The sequence below is a fragment of the Streptomyces sp. HUAS TT7 genome (genome assembly GCF_051550175.1).
Lineage (GTDB): Bacteria > Actinomycetota > Actinomycetes > Streptomycetales > Streptomycetaceae > Streptomyces.
The window spans coordinates 4,001,033-4,019,243 of record NZ_CP196175.1 but is presented as its reverse complement, the minus strand read 5'-3'; the positions used below and the strand labels follow the sequence as shown (position 1 = coordinate 4,019,243).

18 protein-coding genes are annotated in these 18,211 nt (G+C 70.7%); 12 read left to right on the top strand and 6 right to left on the bottom strand.

The window, feature by feature from the left end; translation table 11 throughout:
* Nucleotides 1-2 precede the first annotated feature (2 nt).
* Both ACSHXC_RS18090 and ACSHXC_RS18085 read left to right on the top strand, forming a co-directional pair.
* Complete coding sequence (locus ACSHXC_RS18090) at nt 3-593, top strand: hypothetical protein (protein ID WP_438292570.1); 591 nt, start codon at nt 3-5, stop codon at nt 591-593.
* Nucleotides 594-741: 148 nt separating this feature from the next.
* Nucleotides 742-1,086 (top strand): DUF2516 family protein, encoded by a 345-nt coding sequence (locus ACSHXC_RS18085; RefSeq protein ID WP_344372340.1) that lies wholly within the window; start codon nt 742-744, stop codon nt 1,084-1,086.
* Between the two features lie 111 nt (nt 1,087-1,197).
* Here the strand turns inward: ACSHXC_RS18085 and ACSHXC_RS18080 are convergent, their stop codons facing one another.
* From ACSHXC_RS18080 to ACSHXC_RS18070, 3 genes are all read right to left on the bottom strand, one after another.
* Entirely contained in the window at nt 1,198-2,577 is a 1,380-nt protein-coding gene (locus ACSHXC_RS18080) for a PP2C family protein-serine/threonine phosphatase (protein WP_438296662.1), read from the bottom strand.
* Nucleotides 2,578-2,748: 171 nt separating this feature from the next.
* Nucleotides 2,749-3,819: an NlpC/P60 family protein gene (locus ACSHXC_RS18075; protein ID WP_438292569.1), complete on the bottom strand. Its 1,071-nt coding sequence runs from the start codon at nt 3,817-3,819 to the stop codon at nt 2,749-2,751.
* Between the two features lie 343 nt (nt 3,820-4,162).
* On the bottom strand, nt 4,163-4,957 hold the full coding sequence (locus tag ACSHXC_RS18070; RefSeq protein ID WP_438292568.1) for a class I SAM-dependent methyltransferase: 795 nt from the start codon (nt 4,955-4,957) through the stop codon (nt 4,163-4,165).
* Between the two features lie 268 nt (nt 4,958-5,225).
* Between ACSHXC_RS18070 and mshA the strand changes: the two genes are divergently transcribed.
* Together mshA and ACSHXC_RS18060 are read left to right on the top strand one after the other, a co-directional pair.
* A complete protein-coding gene (mshA, locus tag ACSHXC_RS18065) occupies nt 5,226-6,569 on the top strand; it encodes a D-inositol-3-phosphate glycosyltransferase (protein ID WP_438296660.1) in 1,344 nt (447 codons plus the stop codon).
* Nucleotides 6,570-6,616: 47 nt separating this feature from the next.
* On the top strand, nt 6,617-7,105 hold the full coding sequence (locus ACSHXC_RS18060) for a YbjN domain-containing protein (RefSeq protein ID WP_438292567.1): 489 nt from the start codon (nt 6,617-6,619) through the stop codon (nt 7,103-7,105).
* A gap of 64 nt (nt 7,106-7,169) precedes the next feature.
* Here ACSHXC_RS18060 and ACSHXC_RS18055 read toward each other — a convergent pair whose 3' ends face one another.
* Entirely contained in the window at nt 7,170-8,447 is a 1,278-nt protein-coding gene (locus ACSHXC_RS18055) for an MDR family MFS transporter (RefSeq protein ID WP_438292566.1), read from the bottom strand.
* A gap of 185 nt (nt 8,448-8,632) precedes the next feature.
* Between ACSHXC_RS18055 and ACSHXC_RS18050 the strand changes: the two genes are divergently transcribed.
* Nucleotides 8,633-9,394 carry a phosphoglyceromutase gene (locus ACSHXC_RS18050; protein ID WP_438292565.1) on the top strand — a complete coding sequence of 254 codons (762 nt, stop codon included), beginning with the start codon at nt 8,633-8,635 and terminating at the stop codon, nt 9,392-9,394.
* Between the two features lie 217 nt (nt 9,395-9,611).
* A complete protein-coding gene (locus ACSHXC_RS18045; RefSeq protein WP_438292564.1) occupies nt 9,612-10,037 on the top strand; it encodes a hypothetical protein in 426 nt (141 codons plus the stop codon).
* Nucleotides 10,038-10,395: 358 nt separating this feature from the next.
* On the opposite strand, the gene phoU is transcribed toward ACSHXC_RS18045, so the two are convergent.
* The gene (gene phoU, locus ACSHXC_RS18040; RefSeq protein ID WP_438292563.1) at nt 10,396-11,073 is read right to left on the bottom strand and encodes a phosphate signaling complex protein PhoU; all 678 of its coding nucleotides are present in this window, start codon (nt 11,071-11,073) and stop codon (nt 10,396-10,398) included.
* Nucleotides 11,074-11,271: 198 nt separating this feature from the next.
* Between phoU and ACSHXC_RS18035 the strand changes: the two genes are divergently transcribed.
* Nucleotides 11,272-12,552, top strand: coding sequence for a sensor histidine kinase (locus ACSHXC_RS18035; RefSeq protein ID WP_053728183.1), 1,281 nt, complete (start codon nt 11,272-11,274; stop codon nt 12,550-12,552).
* Entirely contained in the window at nt 12,549-13,229 is a 681-nt protein-coding gene (locus ACSHXC_RS18030; protein WP_017242433.1) for a response regulator transcription factor, read from the top strand. Before ACSHXC_RS18035 ends, ACSHXC_RS18030 begins: the two co-directional genes overlap by 4 nt.
* Nucleotides 13,230-13,317: 88 nt before the next feature.
* On the opposite strand, the gene ACSHXC_RS18025 is transcribed toward ACSHXC_RS18030, so the two are convergent.
* The gene (locus ACSHXC_RS18025; protein ID WP_438292562.1) at nt 13,318-13,971 is read right to left on the bottom strand and encodes a DUF461 domain-containing protein; all 654 of its coding nucleotides are present in this window, start codon (nt 13,969-13,971) and stop codon (nt 13,318-13,320) included.
* 612 nt (nt 13,972-14,583) lie between these two features.
* On the opposite strand from ACSHXC_RS18025, the gene ACSHXC_RS18020 reads away from it, so the two are divergent.
* The 4 genes from ACSHXC_RS18020 to cysS all read left to right on the top strand — a co-directional run bounded on the left by ACSHXC_RS18020 (nt 14,584) and on the right by cysS (nt 18,121).
* Nucleotides 14,584-15,066 carry a CarD family transcriptional regulator gene (locus ACSHXC_RS18020; RefSeq protein ID WP_003953493.1) on the top strand — a complete coding sequence of 161 codons (483 nt, stop codon included), beginning with the start codon at nt 14,584-14,586 and terminating at the stop codon, nt 15,064-15,066.
* A gap of 293 nt (nt 15,067-15,359) precedes the next feature.
* On the top strand, nt 15,360-16,097 hold the full coding sequence (gene ispD / locus ACSHXC_RS18015; protein ID WP_438292561.1) for a 2-C-methyl-D-erythritol 4-phosphate cytidylyltransferase: 738 nt from the start codon (nt 15,360-15,362) through the stop codon (nt 16,095-16,097).
* The gene (gene ispF / locus ACSHXC_RS18010) at nt 16,087-16,581 is read left to right on the top strand and encodes a 2-C-methyl-D-erythritol 2,4-cyclodiphosphate synthase (RefSeq protein ID WP_438292560.1); all 495 of its coding nucleotides are present in this window, start codon (nt 16,087-16,089) and stop codon (nt 16,579-16,581) included. Before ispD ends, ispF begins: the two co-directional genes overlap by 11 nt.
* A 142-nt stretch (nt 16,582-16,723) precedes the next feature.
* Nucleotides 16,724-18,121, top strand: a complete 1,398-nt coding sequence (gene cysS, locus ACSHXC_RS18005) for a cysteine--tRNA ligase (protein WP_438292559.1) — start codon at nt 16,724-16,726, stop codon at nt 18,119-18,121.
* The last annotated feature ends 90 nt before the right edge of the window (nt 18,122-18,211 follow it).

Below are 18,211 nucleotides of genomic sequence, written 5' to 3'. Positions count from 1 at the left end.
TCATGGCCATCACCGATGACCTGCGCAAGACCCTCACCGACCCCACCCCCCTCTACTTCCTCGCCGGCACGGCGGACATCGCAGGGCAGCAGGCCAAGAAGGTCCCGGCGCTGATCGAGAAGATCCAGACCGAGGCGCCCGAGCGCATCGAGGCCGTGCGCCGCACCGACCCGAAGGCCGTGCAGGAGAAGGCCGCCACCCGGGTCAAGGAGGTCCAGGCCGCCGTCACCACCCGCGCCAACGAGTTCCTCGGCGCCCTCGACGGCGACCTCAAGAAGCTGGGCGAGAACGCCCAGGACCTCGCGCTGCGCAGCATCGGCGTCCTCGCCGAGTACGCCGTCAAGGCGCGCGAGGGCTACGACTCGGTCGCCGAGCACGGCCAGGAGGTCGTCAAGCAGTGGCGCGGCGAGGCCGCCGACGAGATCGTCGAGATCGCCACCGCTGTCGAGCCCAAGGACGAAGCCAAGGACGAGGCCCCGGCGCAGGGCGAGGCCGCCGCGGCCGACTCCGACTCCGCCGACAAGCCCGCTGCCAAGAAGGCCGCCCCGCGCAAGACCGCGGCGAAGAAGACCGCCGCCAAGTCCGCCGAATAAACGGCTTACGCGGTTCGCGGGGCGGGCACCTTCGGGGGGCCCGCCCCGTTGTACTAGTACCTTGGCCGCGAGGCGCTCTCCATACTCATCGGGGCGCGGCACTCATCAGGACGCAGTACCCATCAGGACTCACTAGGCGGTGCACGGCATGTTGCTCACGGGATTCAGCCTTCTCACATCGCTGCTCTATCTCGCGATGCTCGTCATCGCCGTGGTGGCGCTGGTCTTCGCCGTCGTGGCCCGCGAGGACGCGTATCGCGCGGCGGACAAGCAGACCAAGCCGTTCTGGCTGATCATCCTCGGCATCACGGTCGTGGTGAACCTGGTCGTGCCGGTGCTGTTCCTGCAGCTCGCCGGGCTCGTCGCCTCGATCGTGTTCATGGTGGACGTACGGCCCGCGATCCGGCAGGTCTCCGGCGGTGGCCGGGGCGGCCGACGCGGCGGCGGCTCCAGCAGTGACGGTCCGTACGGGCCCTACAACGGCGGCCGGTAGTTCCCGGCAATCCCCGAGCCGGCAGGCCTCGAACCGGTGGCCCCTGAACCGCTGGCCCCCGAGCCGATTCGACAGGCCCTGAACGGCTTGCCCCGAAGGACCCCCGGCGCGTCAGCCCTCCGTGCGCTTGCGTTCCAGGAGGACCACCGCCACGTCGTCCGTCAGCTCGCCGCCGTTGAGCTCGCGGGCCCGGGTCACCGCGGCTTCGAGCAGTGACTCGCCGCGCAGCCCCGACGCCAGCTGGCCGTTGATCATTTCCACCATGCCGTCCTGGCCGAGCCGCTGGCTTCCCTCCCCTGTACGGCCCTCGATCAGGCCGTCCGTGTACATCAACAGGCCCCATTCCCGGCCGAGTTGGACCTGCCGACGCGGCCAGCGGGCGCGCGGCAGCAGGCCGAGTGCCGGGCCGCCGTTCTCGTACGGGAGCAGCTGGGCCCGGCCGCCGAGTGCGATCAGCGGTGAGGGGTGGCCGGCCAGGCAGAGGCCCGCGCTGCGGCCGTCCGGCGCGATGTCGACGGTGCACAGCGTCGCGAAGATCTCCTCGCTGTCGCGCTCGTGCTCCAGGACCTCCTGAAGCGTGGAGAGCAGCTCGTCTCCGCACAGGCCCGCCAGCGTCAACGCCCGCCAGGCGATGCGGAGTTCGACCCCGAGGGCCGCCTCGTCGGGGCCGTGGCCGCAGACGTCGCCGATCATCGCGTGGACGGTTCCGTCCGGCGTACGCACCGTGTCGTAGAAGTCGCCGCCGAGCAGCGCCCGGGAGCGGCCGGGGCGGTAGCGGGCCGCGAAGCGCAGGTCGGAGCCGTCGAGCAGCGGGGTCGGGAGCAGCCCTCGTTCCAAGCGGGCGTTCTCCTGGGCGCGCAGCCGCGACTTGGCCAGCTTGTACTGGGCGGTGTCCGCGCGCTTGCGCTCCACCGCGTACCGGATGGCGCGGCTGAGCAGCCTGCCGTCCAGCTCGTCCCGGAACAGGTAGTCCTGCGCGCCGACCCGGACCGCCTCCGCCGCCCGCTCCGCGTGGGTGGACGGGGTGAGGGCCAGTACGGCGTGGCGCGGGGCCAGGTGGAGCAGATGGCGCAGGGCCGCGAGCTCGTCGTGCGGGTCGCGGCCGGGCAGTGCCAGGTCCAGGAGTATGCAGTGGACGTCGTCGGTGAGCAGCCGCTCGGCCTCGGTGAGATTGCGGGCGGTGCGGATCCGGACCCGGGTGCCCGCCGCGTCGAGGAGCTCGTGCACGGTGAAGGTGCCCGCCGGGTCGTCCTCGATGACCAGCAGGTTGAGTGGGCCGTCGGAGGCGCTGCCCGTCTGGGGCTCCGGGGCGGCTCGCTGGTGCGGTACGGGTGCGTGCTGGGATGCGGGCATCGTCGGTTCCGGAATCCTTCCCTCCCCCCGAGGGCGCGGGGATGCGCCGGTCGGCGCCCCACCAGCCGGGACCCTAGCGTCATCCACGGGCGTGGCGGAATGGCGTTCGGCGGTTGATCGCCCGGGGCCGGTTGGCATATGCCTCATGCCTTATTTGTCCGGGCCCCAGGAAGTTGCGGATTGCCCGTACCGCCGGTAAGCGATTGCCCGCCGGGTCCCCCCGGAACTGCCCGGCCGGACGGGCCGGGGGTGCCCGGGGGGGGGCCTGCCGGAAGACCCGGAAGAGAAGGGCGGGCCGTACGGTGCCCGCTACTTGTCAGGGCGTACGACGCCCAGGATCGGCATGGAGCCGGCCCCCGTGATCGTCACGGTCCGGCCGGGCCGGGGGGCGTGCACGATCGCGCCGTCGCCGATGTACATCCCGACATGAGTGGCGTCGGCGAAGTAGATGATGAGGTCGCCGGGGCGCATGTCCTTGATCGCGACGTGCGGCAGCTGGGCCCACTGCTCCTGCGAGGTGCGCGGTATCCCGCGCCCGGCCGCGATCCAGGCCTGCGAAGTGAGCCCCGAGCAGTCGAAGGTGTCGGGGCCGGCGGCGCCCCAGACGTACCGCTTGCCGATCTGGTCGGTCGCGAACTTCACGGCCTTCTTGCCCTGGTCGCTCGCGCTGCTGTTGATCTCTTTCAGTATGCCGGTGCTCAGCCAGGCCGTCTGGGAGTCGAACTCCTTCTTCCGCTCCAGCTCGGCCAGGCGCTGCTTCTCCTGCTCCTTGAGCTGGTCCTGGAGCTTCTCGGCCGCCGCGATCTTCTCGGTGATGTCCTTCTTCGCGGCTTCCTTCTTGACCCGGTTGGCCTCCAGGTTCTTCCACTGGGCGGTGGCGTCCTTGCTGTACGCCGCCAAGTCGACCTGCGTACGGTTCAGTTCGCCGAGCACGCCCTGGGCGGCCTGCTGGCCCTGGCGCAGCGCGTCGGCGCCGTTGAGGAACGTCTCCGGGTCACCGCTGAGCATCATCTGCGCGCCGGGCGGAAGGCCGCCGTTGCGGTACTGCATCCGCGCGGTGGCGCCCGCCTGGTCCTTCAGGCGCTTGATCTTCTCCTGGCCCTTCACGATCTCCTGGGCCAGCTGCACGATCTGCGCGGACTGCTGCTTGGTCTGCTCCTCGGCGAGGTTGTACGCGTCGGTGGCCGCGGCCGCCTGCCGGTACAGGTCGTCGATCTGCTTGCCCACTTCTTCGAGCGTCCTGGGCTGGGCCGCCGCCGTGGTCGACGGCGTCGGCGTCGGCGTCGGCGCCGGGTCGGCGAACGCCGTGCCCGGCACCGCCAACGCGGTCAAGGCGCACACCAAGGCGATCGCGGCCGCCAAACGGCGCTGCTTCGGCACTATGAACTCCCCCTCCAGCCAGCCCCGGCCCCACACCGGAACACCGGAAACACCGGATGAAACAGCATGTGATTTACCGTCAGTAACATCACACTGCCCGCGATGCTGCCACGGCCTCCGCCAAAACGACAGAGGCGCAAGGGCACCGAACGGGGCACATCCCCCTGCGCGTTCTTCCGCACGTCCTTCCGTGCGGCCCTCTCCGCATTCCTTTTCGTCTGACGAACACCGGGCTCCACGCGTTCCGCCAGCCCCGGGGTTCACCCGTACGACGACGCGAACAACGCCCCGAATTGGCCCGGGCGTCACCTCGGCCGGATCGGGCGGACCGGAACGGCCGGGCTCAACTGGGCGCGAGCGCCGCCCAGTTGACCGTCACCTCACCCTGTCGCCAGCGCCGTACGCCGTCCGCGACGGGCCAGTCGGCCGACAGATCCCGTACGGACTTGATCCACCGCTGCCGCGCGCCCAGCGAGGCGTACGGGGCGGCCGCCGCCCACGCCCGGTCGAAGTCGCGCAGGAAGGCGTGCACCGGCTCGCCCGGCACATTGCGGTGGATCAGTGCCTTCGGCAGCCGTTCGGCCAGGTCGGAGGGGCGCTCAAGGGAGCCGAGCCGGGTCGCGAACGTCACCGTGCGGGGGCCCGAGCGGTCGAGCGCGACCCAGACATGGCGGCGGCCGATCTCGTCGCAGGTGCCCTCGACGAGCAGCCCGTCCGGCGCGAGCCGCGCGCACAGCCGGGCCCAGGCGGCGGCCACCTCGCCCTCGTCGTACTGGCGCAGCACGTTCGCCGCGCGGATCAGCATCGGCGGCTCGGCCAGCGGCACCTCGAAGCCGCCGTGGCGGAAGGTGAGGCCCTCGCGCTCGTACGGCTTGGCGGCGGCGACCCGGGCCGGCTCGATCTCGATGCCGACCACCGAGACGGCGGGGGCCGCGGTGCGCAGGCGCTGGAGCAGTTCCACGGCGGTCCAGGGGGCGGCCCCGTATCCGAGGTCGACGGCGACCGGAGCGGTCGCGCGGCGCAGCGCGGCCCCGTGCGCGTCGGCGATCCAGCGGTCCATGCGGCGCAGCCGGTTCGGGTTGGTGGTGCCGCGCGTGACGGTGCCGACGGGGCGCTTCGCGGACGGGGGTGGAGCCATAGGACGAGGGTAGGCGGCGGTTCGGCCCGGTTGGTCCGACGGTTCGGCCGGGACGGTCCGACGGCTCGGCCGGACGTCTCCTCCGTTCCCGCCCGGCCGTTTCCGCAGGCCCGAGCCGATGCCCGAAGGCTCCGCCCGACGTATCCGGCAACATTTTGGCAAAGTGGAAATGAAAGGGCGGATTCCGGTGTTCGGGGCTTTGGAGGGGCGTGCCCGCATGCCCGCTCCGCGTCCGAAGGCAGTGCCCCGAGCCGAGGAGGGCCTCGACGTGAGCCAGTACGTGTCCCGGTTCGCCGGCACCCTGGCGGGCCCGCCCAGGCTCCGGCTGCCCGGCGGCCACCGCAAGCCGCGCCGGGTCGCCATGCTCAGCGTCCACACCTCCCCGCTGCACCAGCCGGGGACGGGCGACGCGGGCGGCATGAACGTGTACATCGTCGAGCTCGCCAAGCGCCTGGCCGCGATCAACATCGAGGTCGAGATCTTCACCCGGGCCACCACGGGCGGCCTCGCGCCGACCGTCGAGATGTCGCCCGGGGTGCTGGTGCGGCACATCGACGCGGGGCCCTACGAGGGCCTCGCCAAGGAGGAGCTGCCGGCCCAGCTCTGTGCCTTCACGCACGGGGTGATGCAGGCCTGGGCGCACCACCGGCCCGGCTACTACGACCTGGTCCACTCCCATTACTGGCTCTCCGGGCACGTCGGCTGGCTCGCCGCCGAACGCTGGGGGGTGCCCCTCGTCCACGCCATGCACACCATGGCCAAGGTCAAGAACGCGGCGCTCGCCGAGGGCGACACCCCCGAGCCGGCCGCTCGTGTCATCGGCGAGACCCAGATCGTGAACGCGGCGGACCGGCTGATCGCCAACACCGCCGAGGAGGCCGACGAACTCGTCCGCTTCTACGAGGCCGACCCCGGCAAGGTCGCCGTCGTCCACCCCGGTGTGAACCTCGACCGCTTCCGCCCGGCGGACGGCAGGACCGCGGCGCGGGACCGGCTCGGGCTGCCCCGGGACGCGTTCATCCCGGTCTTCGCGGGCCGTATCCAGCCGCTGAAGGCGCCGGACATCCTGCTGCGCGCGACGGCGGAGCTCCTGGAGCGCGACCCCTCCCTGCGCTCGCGGATGATCGTGCCGATCGTGGGCGGGCCTTCGGGCAGCGGCCTGGCCAAGCCGGAAGGACTGCAGAAGCTCGCGGCCAAGCTCGGCATCGGTGACGTCGTACGGTTCAAACCACCGGTCGGCCAGGACCGGCTCGTGGACTGGTTCCGGGCGGCGTCCGTCCTTGTCATGCCCTCGTACAGCGAATCGTTCGGACTGGTCGCCATAGAGGCGCAGGCGGCCGGCACGCCGGTGGTCGCGGCGTCGGTCGGCGGGCTTCCGGTGGCGGTACGGGACGGCTCGACGGGGTTCCTGGTCCAGGGCCACGACCCCAAGGACTACGCGACCGCCCTGCGCCGCTTCGTCCAGGACCCCTCGCTGGTGCAGCGCATGGGCGGCGCGGCCGCCCGGCACGCGCAGTCCTTCGGCTGGGGGACGGCGGCGTCGGCGACGGCGGACGTGTACACGGCGGCGGTGGCCGAACACCGGCGGCGGGTCCGGTCGCATCACGGGTGACGCGTCCACCCCGGGTCGGGTGCGGGGCCTTCGCGTAGGCTCGCCGCATGGCTGACGTGCGGCAGGTCATCGAAACGGCGCTCAAGGACGCGGAGCTCTCGTGGGAGTCCCCGGAGCCCGGTACGTATGTCGTGACCCTGCCGGGCACGCGCAAACTCTCCACCACCTGCTCGCTGCGGGTCGGCGCGCACGCCCTCTCCGTGAACGCGTTCGTCGTGCGGCACCCCGACGAGAACGAGCCGGCCGTCCATCGCTGGCTCCTCGAACGCAACCTCCGCCTGTACGGGGTGAGTTACGCGGTCGACCGGCTCGGGGACGTGTACCTGGCCGGCAAGGTCCCGCTCGCCTCCGTCACACCGGAGGAGCTCGACCGGTTGCTCGGGGTCGTCCTGGAGGAGGCGGACGGCGCCTTCAACACGCTGCTGGAGCTGGGCTTCGCGTCGGCCATCCGGCGGGAGTACGCGTGGAGGGTGTCGCGGGGTGAGTCCACACGGAACCTCGACGCGTTCGGGCATCTGACGGGCGGGGCGGGCTGAGCTTGCCGGTGCGGCGAGGCTCCCCCCGGACCCCCATCGGGGCGGGGGCAGCCTCGTCGCACCCCTACACTCCCGACTCCTCCCGAACCTCAACCCGAGCCCCATCCGCATCCCCAGCCCCCGCCGACGCCCCCGGCGCCTCCTCGGCCAGCCCCCTCATCAACACCCAGTACCCCAGCGCCGCCACACTCCCCAGCACCGCGCACGTCCCCCACAGCCACTCCGCCCCGTAGTGGTCGATCACGTAGCCCGACATCAGCGGGGCCACCAGCGCTGCCACCGACCAGGACATCGTGTAGATGCCCTGGTAGCGGCCCCGGCCGTGGAGGGGGGAGAGGCGGACCACCAAGCCCGTCTGCGTGGGGGCGTTGACTATTTCCGCCAGGGTCCAGACGCAGATCGTCAGGGCGTACACCGCTACCGAGCCCGCGAACGCCGTCAGGCCGAAGCCGTAGCCCGCGAGCAGCGCCGAGATGATCAGGAGGCGGCGCGGGTCGCGGTGCTGGATGTAGCGGGTGACGGGGATCTGGACGGCCACGATGAGGATGCCGTTCACCGCGATCGCGAGGCCGAAGTCCGCGCTGGAGAAGCCGTCCGTGCCCATCGCCACCGGCAGGCCCACGTAACCCTGTTGGAAGATCAGGGAGATGAGGAAGGACAGGCCCACCACTCCCATGAAGCGGCCGTCCCGCAGGACCGTACCTATGCCGATCTGCGGTTCGGATTCCTTCTCCACCGCCGTCCGCTCCGGGCGCGACTCCGGCAGCTTGAGGAAGACCACGACCGCGCACACCAGCGTCAGGCTCGCCTCGCCCAGGAAGCCCGCGAGGTAGCTGTACTGCGCGATGAAGCCCGCCGTCATCGACGAGATGGCGAAACCCAGGTTGATCGCCCAGTAGTTGAGGGAGAACGCGCGGACGCGGTCCTCCGGCTTCACGATGTCCGCCATCATCGCCTGCACCGCGGGCCGCGACGCGTTGCTCGCCATGCCGACGAGGAACGCGACTCCCGCGATCGCCACCGGATCCGTCATGAAGCCGAGCAGCGCGACCGACAGGGCCGTCGACGTCTGGGCGATCACCAGGGTGGGGCGGCGCCCGAGCCGGTCGGTCATGATGCCCGCGCCGATCGACGAGACGACCCCGCCGAGCCCGTGCAGCGAGGCCACAAGTCCCGCGTACGAGGCCGAATAGCCCCGGTCCAGGGTGAGGTAGAGCGCCATGAAAGTGGCGACGAAGGCCCCGAGCCGGTTGATCAGGGTGCTGGTCCACAGCCACCAGAACTCCCGGGGGAGCCCCGAGACGGTTTCTCGTGCGGCGCGTCTGAGACTGGTGACGGACATGCGGCTTCCCCCGGAACTGTGGCACTCGTGTAAGTGGTGCGGCTGATGCCCGCAAGTTACAAGTGGCCGGTTCCCGGGGGCCAGTGAATTGACGGCGTCCGTCAATCGAGACGGCCCCGGGGCCAAAGTCCCGGCGGGGCCCGTGCGCGCGCGAGGGCCCCGTAACGTCGATTAGGCTCGGACGCATGGCCGACGCACCGTACAAGCTGATCCTGCTCCGCCACGGCGAGAGCGAGTGGAACGAGAAGAACCTGTTCACCGGGTGGGTGGACGTCAACCTCACGCCGAAGGGCGAGAAGGAGGCGGCGCGCGGCGGTGAGCTGCTCAAGGACGCCGGCCTGCTCCCCGACGTGCTGCACACCTCCCTCCAGAAGCGCGCCATCCGCACCGCCCAGCTCGCGCTGGAGTCCGCGGACCGCCACTGGATCCCGGTGCACCGCAGCTGGCGCCTGAACGAGCGCCACTACGGCGCGCTCCAGGGCAAGGACAAGGCGCAGACGCTCGCCGAGTTCGGCGAGGAGCAGTTCATGCTGTGGCGCCGCTCGTACGACACCCCGCCGCCCGCCCTTGAGGACGGCACGGAGTTCTCGCAGAGCGACGACGCCCGTTACGCGACGATCCCGCCGGAGCTGCGCCCGCAGACCGAGTGCCTCAAGGACGTCGTGACGCGCATGCTGCCGTACTGGTACGACGGCATCGTCCCGGACCTGCTGGACGGCAAGACCGTCCTGATCGCCGCCCACGGCAACTCGCTGCGCGCGCTGGTCAAGCACCTCGACGGCATCTCCGACGCCGACATCGCGGGCCTGAACATCCCGACCGGCATCCCGCTGGTGTACGAGCTCGACGCCGACTTCAAGCCGGTCAAGCCGGGCGGCACCTACCTGGACCCGGACGCGGCCGCCGCCGCGATCGAGGCCGTGAAGAACCAGGGCAAGAAGAAGTAGCCCCGTACTTCCCTGTTGTCCCGAGGCCCCCCGCCTGCGGCTCTGCCGCGGTGCGGGGGGTTTCGCGTGATGCGCCGTGGTCGGCCATGCGCGGTGGCGGTCCGACTCCGGTCGCCGACCGTGCGGGTCCGTGGATAACCTCGATAGGGACATTCCGTAACAAATAGTGAACGGAGTGTGCGCCATCCGGGGGAGTCCGCCAAGACAGGAGTCCAATGTGAAAGCCACCCTGCGCAGCCGCTGCGCCCGGACGTTCGCGGCCGGTGCGCTGTCCGCTGCCCTGCTTACCGCCGGCGCGGTCGGCACCTTCGCCCATGCCGCCCCAAGCCCCAAGCCCAAGCCGAGCCCGTCCGCTTCCGCGTCCAAGCAGGCCGCGTCCATCACCGTGAAGGCGTCGACGGCCTCGGTGAAGGCCGGCGACAAGGTGACGTTCACGGGCCGCACCAAGGGCATGCCCATAGGCAGCAAGCTGGTGCTCCAGCACAAGAAGGGCAGCAAGTGGACGACCCTGCAGGCCAGCACCACGGTCAAGCAGGGCAGCAGCTACTCCCTTGACGCCAAGCTCAACGACAAGGGCAAGCAGGAACTGCGAATCAAGTACGACGAGGTCACCTCGCCGACGGTCGCCGTCACCGTGAAGTGACCCCGCGACGGCGATGAAGGAAGGAGGGGCCCCGCCCGACCCGGGCGGGGCCCCTCCTCGTGCTGGGAACTCATGCTGGGAACAACACCGTCGGCGGGATCAGCCGCCGCACTGGCAGGGCGCGCCCGACTGGCAGCCGCAGCCGCAGCCCGAGCCGCAGCCGCACGCGCCGATCAGGGGGAGCCGGACCACTTCGACAGGGGTGACAGGTGCTTCCTGGCGTGGTTCGGACGTGGGCGAATCGGCCATGGGTCCCTCCCGGGGTAGGCAGACGCAAGGAGCCTTTACCCATTGCATGCCCAATCCGGCGGGCGCATCAACGGCGCACGCGCGCAAGCCTGTTGGGCCCACTCCGGTGTCAGGCCCCCTCGACCGGCGCCGCCGCCTGGAGCTCGTCGGCGTGTTCGCCGGTGACCAGGTAGACCACACGCTTGGCGACCGACACGGCGTGGTCCGCGAAGCGCTCGTAGTAGCGGCCGAGCAGGGTCACGTCCACCGCGGTCTCGATGCCGTGCTTCCAGCGGTCGTCCATCAGGTGCTGGAACAGCGTGCGGTGCAGCAGGTCCATCTCGTCGTCGTCCTGCTCCAGCTGGAGGGCCAGGTCGACGTCCTTGGTGATGATGACCTCGGCGGCCTTCGCCATCAGGCGCTGGGCGAGCTGGCCCATCTCCAGGATGGTGGCGTGCAGGTCGTGCGGAACGGCGCGCTCCGGGTAGCGAAGGCGGGTCAGCTTGGCCACGTGCTGGGCGAGGTCGCCCGATCGCTCCAGGTCGGCGCTCATGCGCAGGGAGGTCACGACGATCCGCAGGTCGGTGGCGACCGGCTGCTGGCGGGCCAGCAGGGCTATCGCCCGGGCCTCCAGGTCGTGCTGGAGATCGTCGACCTTCTGGTCGGCCGCGATCACGCTCTCGGCGAGCTTCAGATCGGCGTCGAGCATGGCCGTCGTGGCGCGCCCGATCGCCGACCCGACAAGGCGGGCCATTTCGACCAGGCCCTCGCCGATCGAGTCAAGTTCCTCGTGGTACGCGTCCCGCATGGGTGTCCCTCTCTACAACGTCTCCGGGGGCCGGGGGTGCCTGTGAACCCCACGCTCCCACGTTCCGTCCGCTACGCGTCCGATTCGGCCATAGGAAGTGAACCGTCCCCATCACCTCGGTGAACTCTGGGCGACGAACGTTCGAGCGGCCACCCATTTGGCTGGGTCGGTGTCGGTGGAGCCGCATAACCTGGATGCATGGACGTGAACGCGGCGGTCGCCGCATTGGCAGCGATCGCCGGGGTGTGCACCGGCGTGATCGCCATGCTGGCGTTCCGCTGGAGCGAGCGCGACCAGGCGCGGCCCACCCGGACGTCCCTGCACACCGACGCCGTACTGCCCCCGGGCGTGGACACGGTCCTTTCCGTACTGCGCTCCTCCGCCGTCGTCCTCGACGAGAGCGACTCGGTGGTCAAGGCCAGCTCCGCGGCGTACGCGCTCGGCCTGGTCAGGGGCGGCAAGCTGGCCGTCGAACCCATGCTGCACATGGCCCGCGACACCCGCCGCGACGGCGAGATACGCCAGGTCGAGCTCGACCTGCCCCGGCGCGGTACGGGCCGCGGCGAGGCCCTCGCGGTCTCGGCCCGGGTCGCCCCGCTCGGCTCCCGGCTCGTGCTGCTCCTGGTGGAGGACCTCACCGAGGCCCGCCGCATCGAGGCCGTACGGCGCGACTTCGTGGCCAACGTCAGCCATGAGCTCAAGACCCCGACCGGGGCGCTCTCCCTGCTCTCCGAGGCCGTCATGGACGCCTCGGACGACCCCGAGGCGGTCACCCGCTTCGCGGGCCGGATGCAGATCGAGGCGACCCGGCTCACCAACCTGGTCCAGGAGCTCATCGACCTCTCCCGCGTCCAGAACGACGACCCGCTGGAGGACGCCGAGCCCGTCCGCGTCGACGAACTCGTCGCCGAGGCCATCGACCGCTCCCGGCACCCCGCGTCCACCAAGCAGATCACCATGGCCGCGGGCGGCACCGCCGACCTGTACGTCTGGGGCAACCGCGGCCAGCTCGCCGCGGCCCTGGGCAACCTGGTCGAGAACGCCGTGAACTACTCGCCTGCCAGGACCCGGGTCGGCATCGCCGGGCGCCGCATCGCCGCGCCCGGCGGGGACCTGATCGAGATCGCCGTGACCGACCAGGGCATCGGCATCTCCGAGAAGGACCGCGAGCGCGTCTTCGAGCGCTTCTACCGGGTGGACCCGGCCCGTTCCCGCGCCACTGGCGGCACGGGCCTGGGCCTGGCCATCGTCAAGCACGTGGCCGCCTCGCACGGCGGGGAGGTCACGGTGTGGAGCTCCGAGGGCCAGGGCTCCACCTTCACCCTGCGGCTGCCGGAAGCCGGCGCCGTTCGGGACCGCGCCTCCGCCGGGCGCGGGCCTGTCACGGTCGACGAGGACGAGGATGTCCCGTACGAGACCTTCAGTTCCGCTGTGCCTGAATCACAAGCCATAGTTCCTGCCCCGGAGGTCCTTCCGTGACCCGAGTGCTTGTCGTCGAGGATGAGGAATCCTTCAGCGACGCCCTGTCCTACATGCTCCGCAAGGAGGGCTTCGAGGTCGCGGTGGCGGCCACCGGGCCCGACGGTCTGGACGAGTTCGAGCGCAACGGCGCCGACCTGGTCCTGCTCGACCTGATGCTGCCCGGCCTGCCGGGCACCGAGGTCTGCCGCCAGCTCCGCGGCCGCTCCAACGTCCCGGTCATCATGGTGACCGCCAAGGACAGCGAGATCGACAAGGTCGTGGGCCTGGAAATAGGAGCCGACGACTACGTCACCAAGCCGTTCTCCTCGCGCGAGCTGGTGGCCCGCATCCGGGCCGTCCTGCGCCGCCGCGGCGAGCCGGAGGAGGTCACCCCGGCCGCCCTGGAGGCGGGCCCGGTCCGCATGGACGTCGACCGCCACGTGGTCACCGTCTCCGGCGGCAAGGTCGACCTCCCGCTGAAGGAGTTCGACCTCCTGGAGATGCTCCTTCGCAACGCGGGCCGCGTCCTGACCCGGATGCAGCTCATCGACCGGGTCTGGGGCGCTGACTACGTCGGCGACACCAAGACCCTGGACGTCCACGTCAAGCGCCTGCGCGCCAAGATCGAGCCGGACCCGGGCGCGCCGCGCTATCTGGTGACGGTCCGCGGCCTGGGCTACAAGTTCGAGCCGTAAGCCGTACAGAGGCGGACAGACGCATAGAGGCATGAAAGGAGGGCGGGCCCGGATCAGATCCGGGCCCGCCCTCCTTCGGTTACGTGCTTCAGTGACCCGCCGCGCTGTGCGACGGCGAGCCGGAGCCCGCGGGCTTGCCGCTGCCGCCCGGCGTGTTCGGCGTGGCCGAGCCGGACGGGGCGCCCGAGGCGGGGGCCGACGGCTCGCCCGAGGGGCTCTCCTTCGGCTTCGGGAGCTCGCTGGGGCCGACGCCCTCGAAGTAGCTGGTGGCCGGGACCACGAAGGCGTCCAGGCTCACGTTGCCGGTCTTGCTGAACTGGAAGGTGACCTTCTGCGCGTCGCCGTTCTTGGCGGCCTCGCGGCCGTTGGCGACGACCGCGGAGGCGTTGCCCTTGCCGCCGAGCACGACGGAGCCGTGCGCCGGGACGGTGATCGGGCCGGTGCCCTTGGCCGGGGAGAGCTTGACGGCGGCGCTGCCGACCTGGATCGAGTCCAGCGTCTGCGGGTCGGTGCCGTTGTTGAACAGCGTCGCGGCGACGACGGCCGGGCCCTCGGCGTCGACCTTCGGCTGGGTGACGACCGTCGCGTTCTGGACCTTGATGTCGCCGACGGTGATGTAGGCGTTGTCCGCCTTGACCCCGAGCGTCTGGGCCCCGTTGCCCGCGGCGCAGGCGGAGAGGGAGGCGAGCGAGAACGCGATGGCAGAAGCGGCGAGGGCGCCGCGTCGAAGGCTGCGGCTCACGGCGGCGGCAACTCCTTGGACGTACGAGACGGACTGCTTCGGACGGGCTACGGGTCAGCCGGCCACGTGCCTAAGGGCCAGCTAAGGGTGTGTCAGCGGGCCTAGATTACCGAGCCGTCCGACGCGCCCCGCACCCGACCCGCCCCTTGGGCCGACGGGCCCGCCGAACTCGGATGGATCACGCGTCGATCTTGGTCTTTCGTACGCCGTTCACATATGCCGGGTGATCAATTTCCCGGGCCGCCACACATTCCTTACCGAAAATCCCCGGGAGTGGTCCGACCGGGCCGTTCGTTGATCAATTCCGGAAAGAATCCCGCACGGCCGAACGGGTGAACGAGCGCCGAACGGAGTAGATGAAGTTCACCGTCTGGAACCCGGCAAACCGGGACGTTCGGCCTTCAGGGGTGTCGTTCGGGGGCGCGTAACGTACGCGTTTCGCAGCCCCTTCGCAGCTGCTCCGACCTGCGAATACCGCCTTCCGGAAGCCCTCCGCAGCACGTTCCTGTTGCTGTTGTCAAGCCCCGAGATATGCCCTGACCTGCGAAAACGCCATTCAGAAGAAGCCGTATCCGTGTTACCCTGGATAGCCACGGAAGGGGTACCTGTCACATGACGTTCAAGGTTGGCGACACCGTGGTCTATCCCCATCACGGGGCCGCGCTGATCGAGGCCATCGAAACTCGCCAGATCAAAGGCGTGGACAAGACCTACTTGGTGCTCAAGGTCGCCCAGGGCGACCTGACTGTGCGCGTGCCCGCGGACAATGCGGAGTTCGTCGGCGTTCGCGATGTAGTTGGTCAGGACGGGCTGGACCGGGTCTTCGAGGTGCTGCGCGCGCCGTACGCGGAGGAGCCCACGAACTGGTCCCGTCGCTACAAGGCAAATCTTGAGAAGCTCGCCTCCGGCGATGTCATCAAGGTCGCCGAAGTGGTGCGTGACCTGTGGCGTCGTGAGCGCGAGCGCGGACTGTCCGCAGGTGAGAAGCGCATGCTCGCCAAGGCGCGCCAGATCCTGGTGAGCGAGCTGGCCCTCGCGGAGAACACCAACGAAGACAAGGCCGAGGCTCTTCTCGACGAGGTCCTCGCGTCCTGACGCCGTCAATTCCGGGGCTCGCCCCCGGAATGCCCGGCATTGCCGCGGTGCCCGCTGACCAGCAGTGACAATTGCTGTGTCGCCGGGCGCTGCGGCATGTTCGTATCCGTATCCCCTCGCCGCCAGCGCCCGCACTCTGTGTGCCGGGCCCGGGCGGCGTGTGCCGGGCCCGGGCGGCCTGCCTGACCGGTCGTCACGGAAGGGCCGGTCAGGGCGTCGCGCCCGGCACTCCCCGTGCTCCAGGAGCAGGGGGTACCCCCAGGCCATACCCATGTCGTTTGAGGACACAAACCTTGTCAGACGAATCGCGCCCTTTCCGCACCGCCGCGGTGATTCCAGCGGCCGGACGCGGCGTACGGCTCGGCCCGGGCGCCCCCAAGGCGCTCCGCGCGCTGAACGGCACCCCGATGCTCATCCACGCCGTCCGGGCGATGGCCGCCTCCCGCGCCGTCTCGCTCGTCGTCGTGGTGGCTCCGCCCGACGGCGCCACCGAGGTCAAGCACCTCCTCGCCGAGCACGCCCTGCCGGACCGCACCGACTTCCTCGTGGTGCCCGGCGGCGAGAGCCGCCAGGAGTCCGTGAAGCTCGGCCTGGACGCGCTGCCGCCCGGCTTCGACGTCGTACTGGTCCATGACGCGGCCCGCCCGCTCGTTCCCGTCGACACCGTCGACGCGGTCATCGAGGCGGTACGCGACGGAGCCCCCGCCGTCGTGCCCGCGCTCCCGCTCGCCGACACCGTCAAGCAGGTCGAGCCGCGCGCCGACGGCTCGCCCGAGCCGGTCGTCGCCACCCCCGAGCGGGCCCGGCTCCGCGCGGTGCAGACGCCGCAGGGATTCGACCACGCCACGCTCGTACGCGCCCACGAGAGCGTCACCGAGAACGTCACGGACGACGCCGGCATGATCGAGCAGCTCGGCCTGACCGTCGTCGTGGTGCCCGGCCACGAAGAGGCGTTCAAGGTCACCCGGCCGCTCGACCTCGTACTCGCCGAGGCCGTACTCGCACGACGGAGGGCCAACGATGGCTTCTGAGGTCCCTGCTATCCCCTTGGTCGGGATCGGCACCGACGTCCACGCCTTCGAGCGCGGGCGCGAGCTGTGGTGCGCCGGGCTGCTCTGGGAGGGCGAGGAGTACGGCCTCGCCGGACACTCCGACGGGGATGTCGCCGCCCACGCCGCGTGCGACGCGCTGTTCTCGGCGGCCGGCGTCGGTGACCTCGGCGCGCACTTCGGCACCGACCGCCCCGAGTGGTCCGGCGCCGCGGGCGTGACCCTGCTCGCCGAGGCCGCCCGGATCGTGCGCGCCGAGGGGTACGAGATCGGGAACATCGCGGTGCAGGTCATCGGCGTACGGCCGAAGATCGGCAAGCGGCGTGACGAGGCCCGGAAGGCGCTCGCGGCCGCCGCCGGGGCGCCCGTCTCCGTGTCCGGCACCACCACGGACGGGCTCGGTCTGACCGGCCGGGCCGAGGGGCTCGCGGCGATCGCGACGGCGCTGGTGTACCGGGCGCGGTAGAAGTCGATCTCCTCGCGGAAGGCCGGTCGATCACCCCGCGGAAGATCGTCGGGCGGGTCCGACACCCAACAGTCGCCAAATTGTGTGCCCCGAGGCCCGGAAGGGTCGCGGGGCACTGGTATTGGGCCACTACCCTTGTGGGGTGACCATTCGCCTGTACGACACCAGCGCCCGGCAGATTCGTGATTTCGTCCCGCTCTCGCAGGGCTGTGTCTCGATCTACCTGTGTGGTGCCACGGTTCAGGCGGCCCCGCACATCGGGCACATCCGGTCGGGGCTGAACTTCGACATCATGCGCCGCTGGTTCGAGTACCGCGGTTATGACGTCACGTTCATCCGCAACGTCACCGACATCGACGACAAGATCATCAGGAAGTCCGGCGAGCAGGGCCGCCCGTGGTGGTCGATCGGGTACGAGAACGAGCGCGCGTTCAACGACGGCTACACCGCGCTCGGCTGCCTGCCGCCCACCTACGAGCCGCGCGCCACCGGCCATGTCACCGAGATGGTCGAGATGATGCGCGGTCTGATCGAGCGCGGCCACGCGTACGAGGCGGACGGCAGCGTCTACTTCGACGTGCGCTCCTTCCCCGGCTACCTCCAGCTGTCCAACCAGGACATCGACGACCTGCGCCAGCCCGACGAGGGTGTGTCGGGCAAGCGGGACCCGCGGGACTTCGCGATGTGGAAGGCGACCAAGCCGGGCGAGCCCGACTGGGAGACGCCGTGGGGGCGTGGCCGTCCCGGCTGGCACCTGGAGTGCTCGGCGATGGCCCACAAGTACCTGGGCAGCGCGTTCGACATCCACGGCGGCGGCCTCGACCTGATCTTCCCGCACCACGAGAACGAGATCGCCCAGGCCAAGGCCTTCGGTGACGCCTTCGCCTCGTACTGGGTGCACAACGCCTGGGTGACGATGTCCGGCGAGAAGATGTCGAAGTCGCTCGACAACTCGGTGCTGGTCTCCGACATGGTCCAGCGCTGGCGGCCGATCGTGCTGCGCTACTACCTGGGCACCCCGCACTACCGGTCGATGATCGAGTACAGCGAGGAGGCGCTGCGCGAGGCCGAGTCGGCGTTCGCGCGGATCGAGGGCTTCATCCAGCGCGTCGTCGAGAAGGCCGGGGGCGTCGTCGAGCCCGCCGCCCAGGTGCCGCCGGCGTTCGCCGAGGCCATGGACGACGACCTGGGCGTCCCGCAGGCCCTCGCGATCGTCCACACCACAGTGCGTCAGGGCAACAGCGCGCTGGCCGCCGACGACAAGGAAGCCGCCACCGCCCGCCTGGCCGAGGTCCGCGCCATGCTCGGCGTGCTCGGCCTGGACCCGCTGGACGCGCACTGGGCCGGCGAGGGCGACCGCGGCGAGGACCTCCACGGCGCCGTCGACACCCTGGTCCGCCTGGTCCTGGAGCAGCGCGAGGCCGCCAGGTCCCGCAAGGACTGGGCGACCGCCGACGCGATCCGCGACCAGCTCACCCAGTCCGGCCTGGTCATCGAGGACAGCCCCAGCGGTCCCCGCTGGACGCTCGGCCCACGCTGAGCCCATGCGCGATGTGCCGCCCGGGCGATCGGGCGGCACACTTCATATACGTACGTACACGATCTGCATCCGCATGTGGATCGCCGATTC

Coding starts and splice junctions, on each gene's coding strand:
- ACSHXC_RS18090 (WP_438292570.1), top strand. CDS start 3: ATGGCCATCACCGATGACCTGCGCAAGACCCTCACCGACCCCACCCCC.
- ACSHXC_RS18085 (WP_344372340.1), top strand. CDS start 742: ATGTTGCTCACGGGATTCAGCCTTCTCACATCGCTGCTCTATCTCGCG.
- ACSHXC_RS18080 (WP_438296662.1), bottom strand. CDS start 2,577: ATGCCAACCGGCCCCGGGCGATCAACCGCCGAACGCCATTCCGCCACG.
- ACSHXC_RS18070 (WP_438292568.1), bottom strand. CDS start 4,957: ATGGCTCCACCCCCGTCCGCGAAGCGCCCCGTCGGCACCGTCACGCGC.
- ACSHXC_RS18060 (WP_438292567.1), top strand. CDS start 6,617: ATGGCTGACGTGCGGCAGGTCATCGAAACGGCGCTCAAGGACGCGGAG.
- ACSHXC_RS18055 (WP_438292566.1), bottom strand. CDS start 8,447: ATGTCCGTCACCAGTCTCAGACGCGCCGCACGAGAAACCGTCTCGGGG.
- ACSHXC_RS18050 (WP_438292565.1), top strand. CDS start 8,633: ATGGCCGACGCACCGTACAAGCTGATCCTGCTCCGCCACGGCGAGAGC.
- phoU (WP_438292563.1), bottom strand. CDS start 11,073: ATGCGGGACGCGTACCACGAGGAACTTGACTCGATCGGCGAGGGCCTG.
- ACSHXC_RS18035 (WP_053728183.1), top strand. CDS start 11,272: ATGGACGTGAACGCGGCGGTCGCCGCATTGGCAGCGATCGCCGGGGTG.
- ACSHXC_RS18020 (WP_003953493.1), top strand. CDS start 14,584: ATGACGTTCAAGGTTGGCGACACCGTGGTCTATCCCCATCACGGGGCC.
- ispF (WP_438292560.1), top strand. CDS start 16,087: ATGGCTTCTGAGGTCCCTGCTATCCCCTTGGTCGGGATCGGCACCGAC.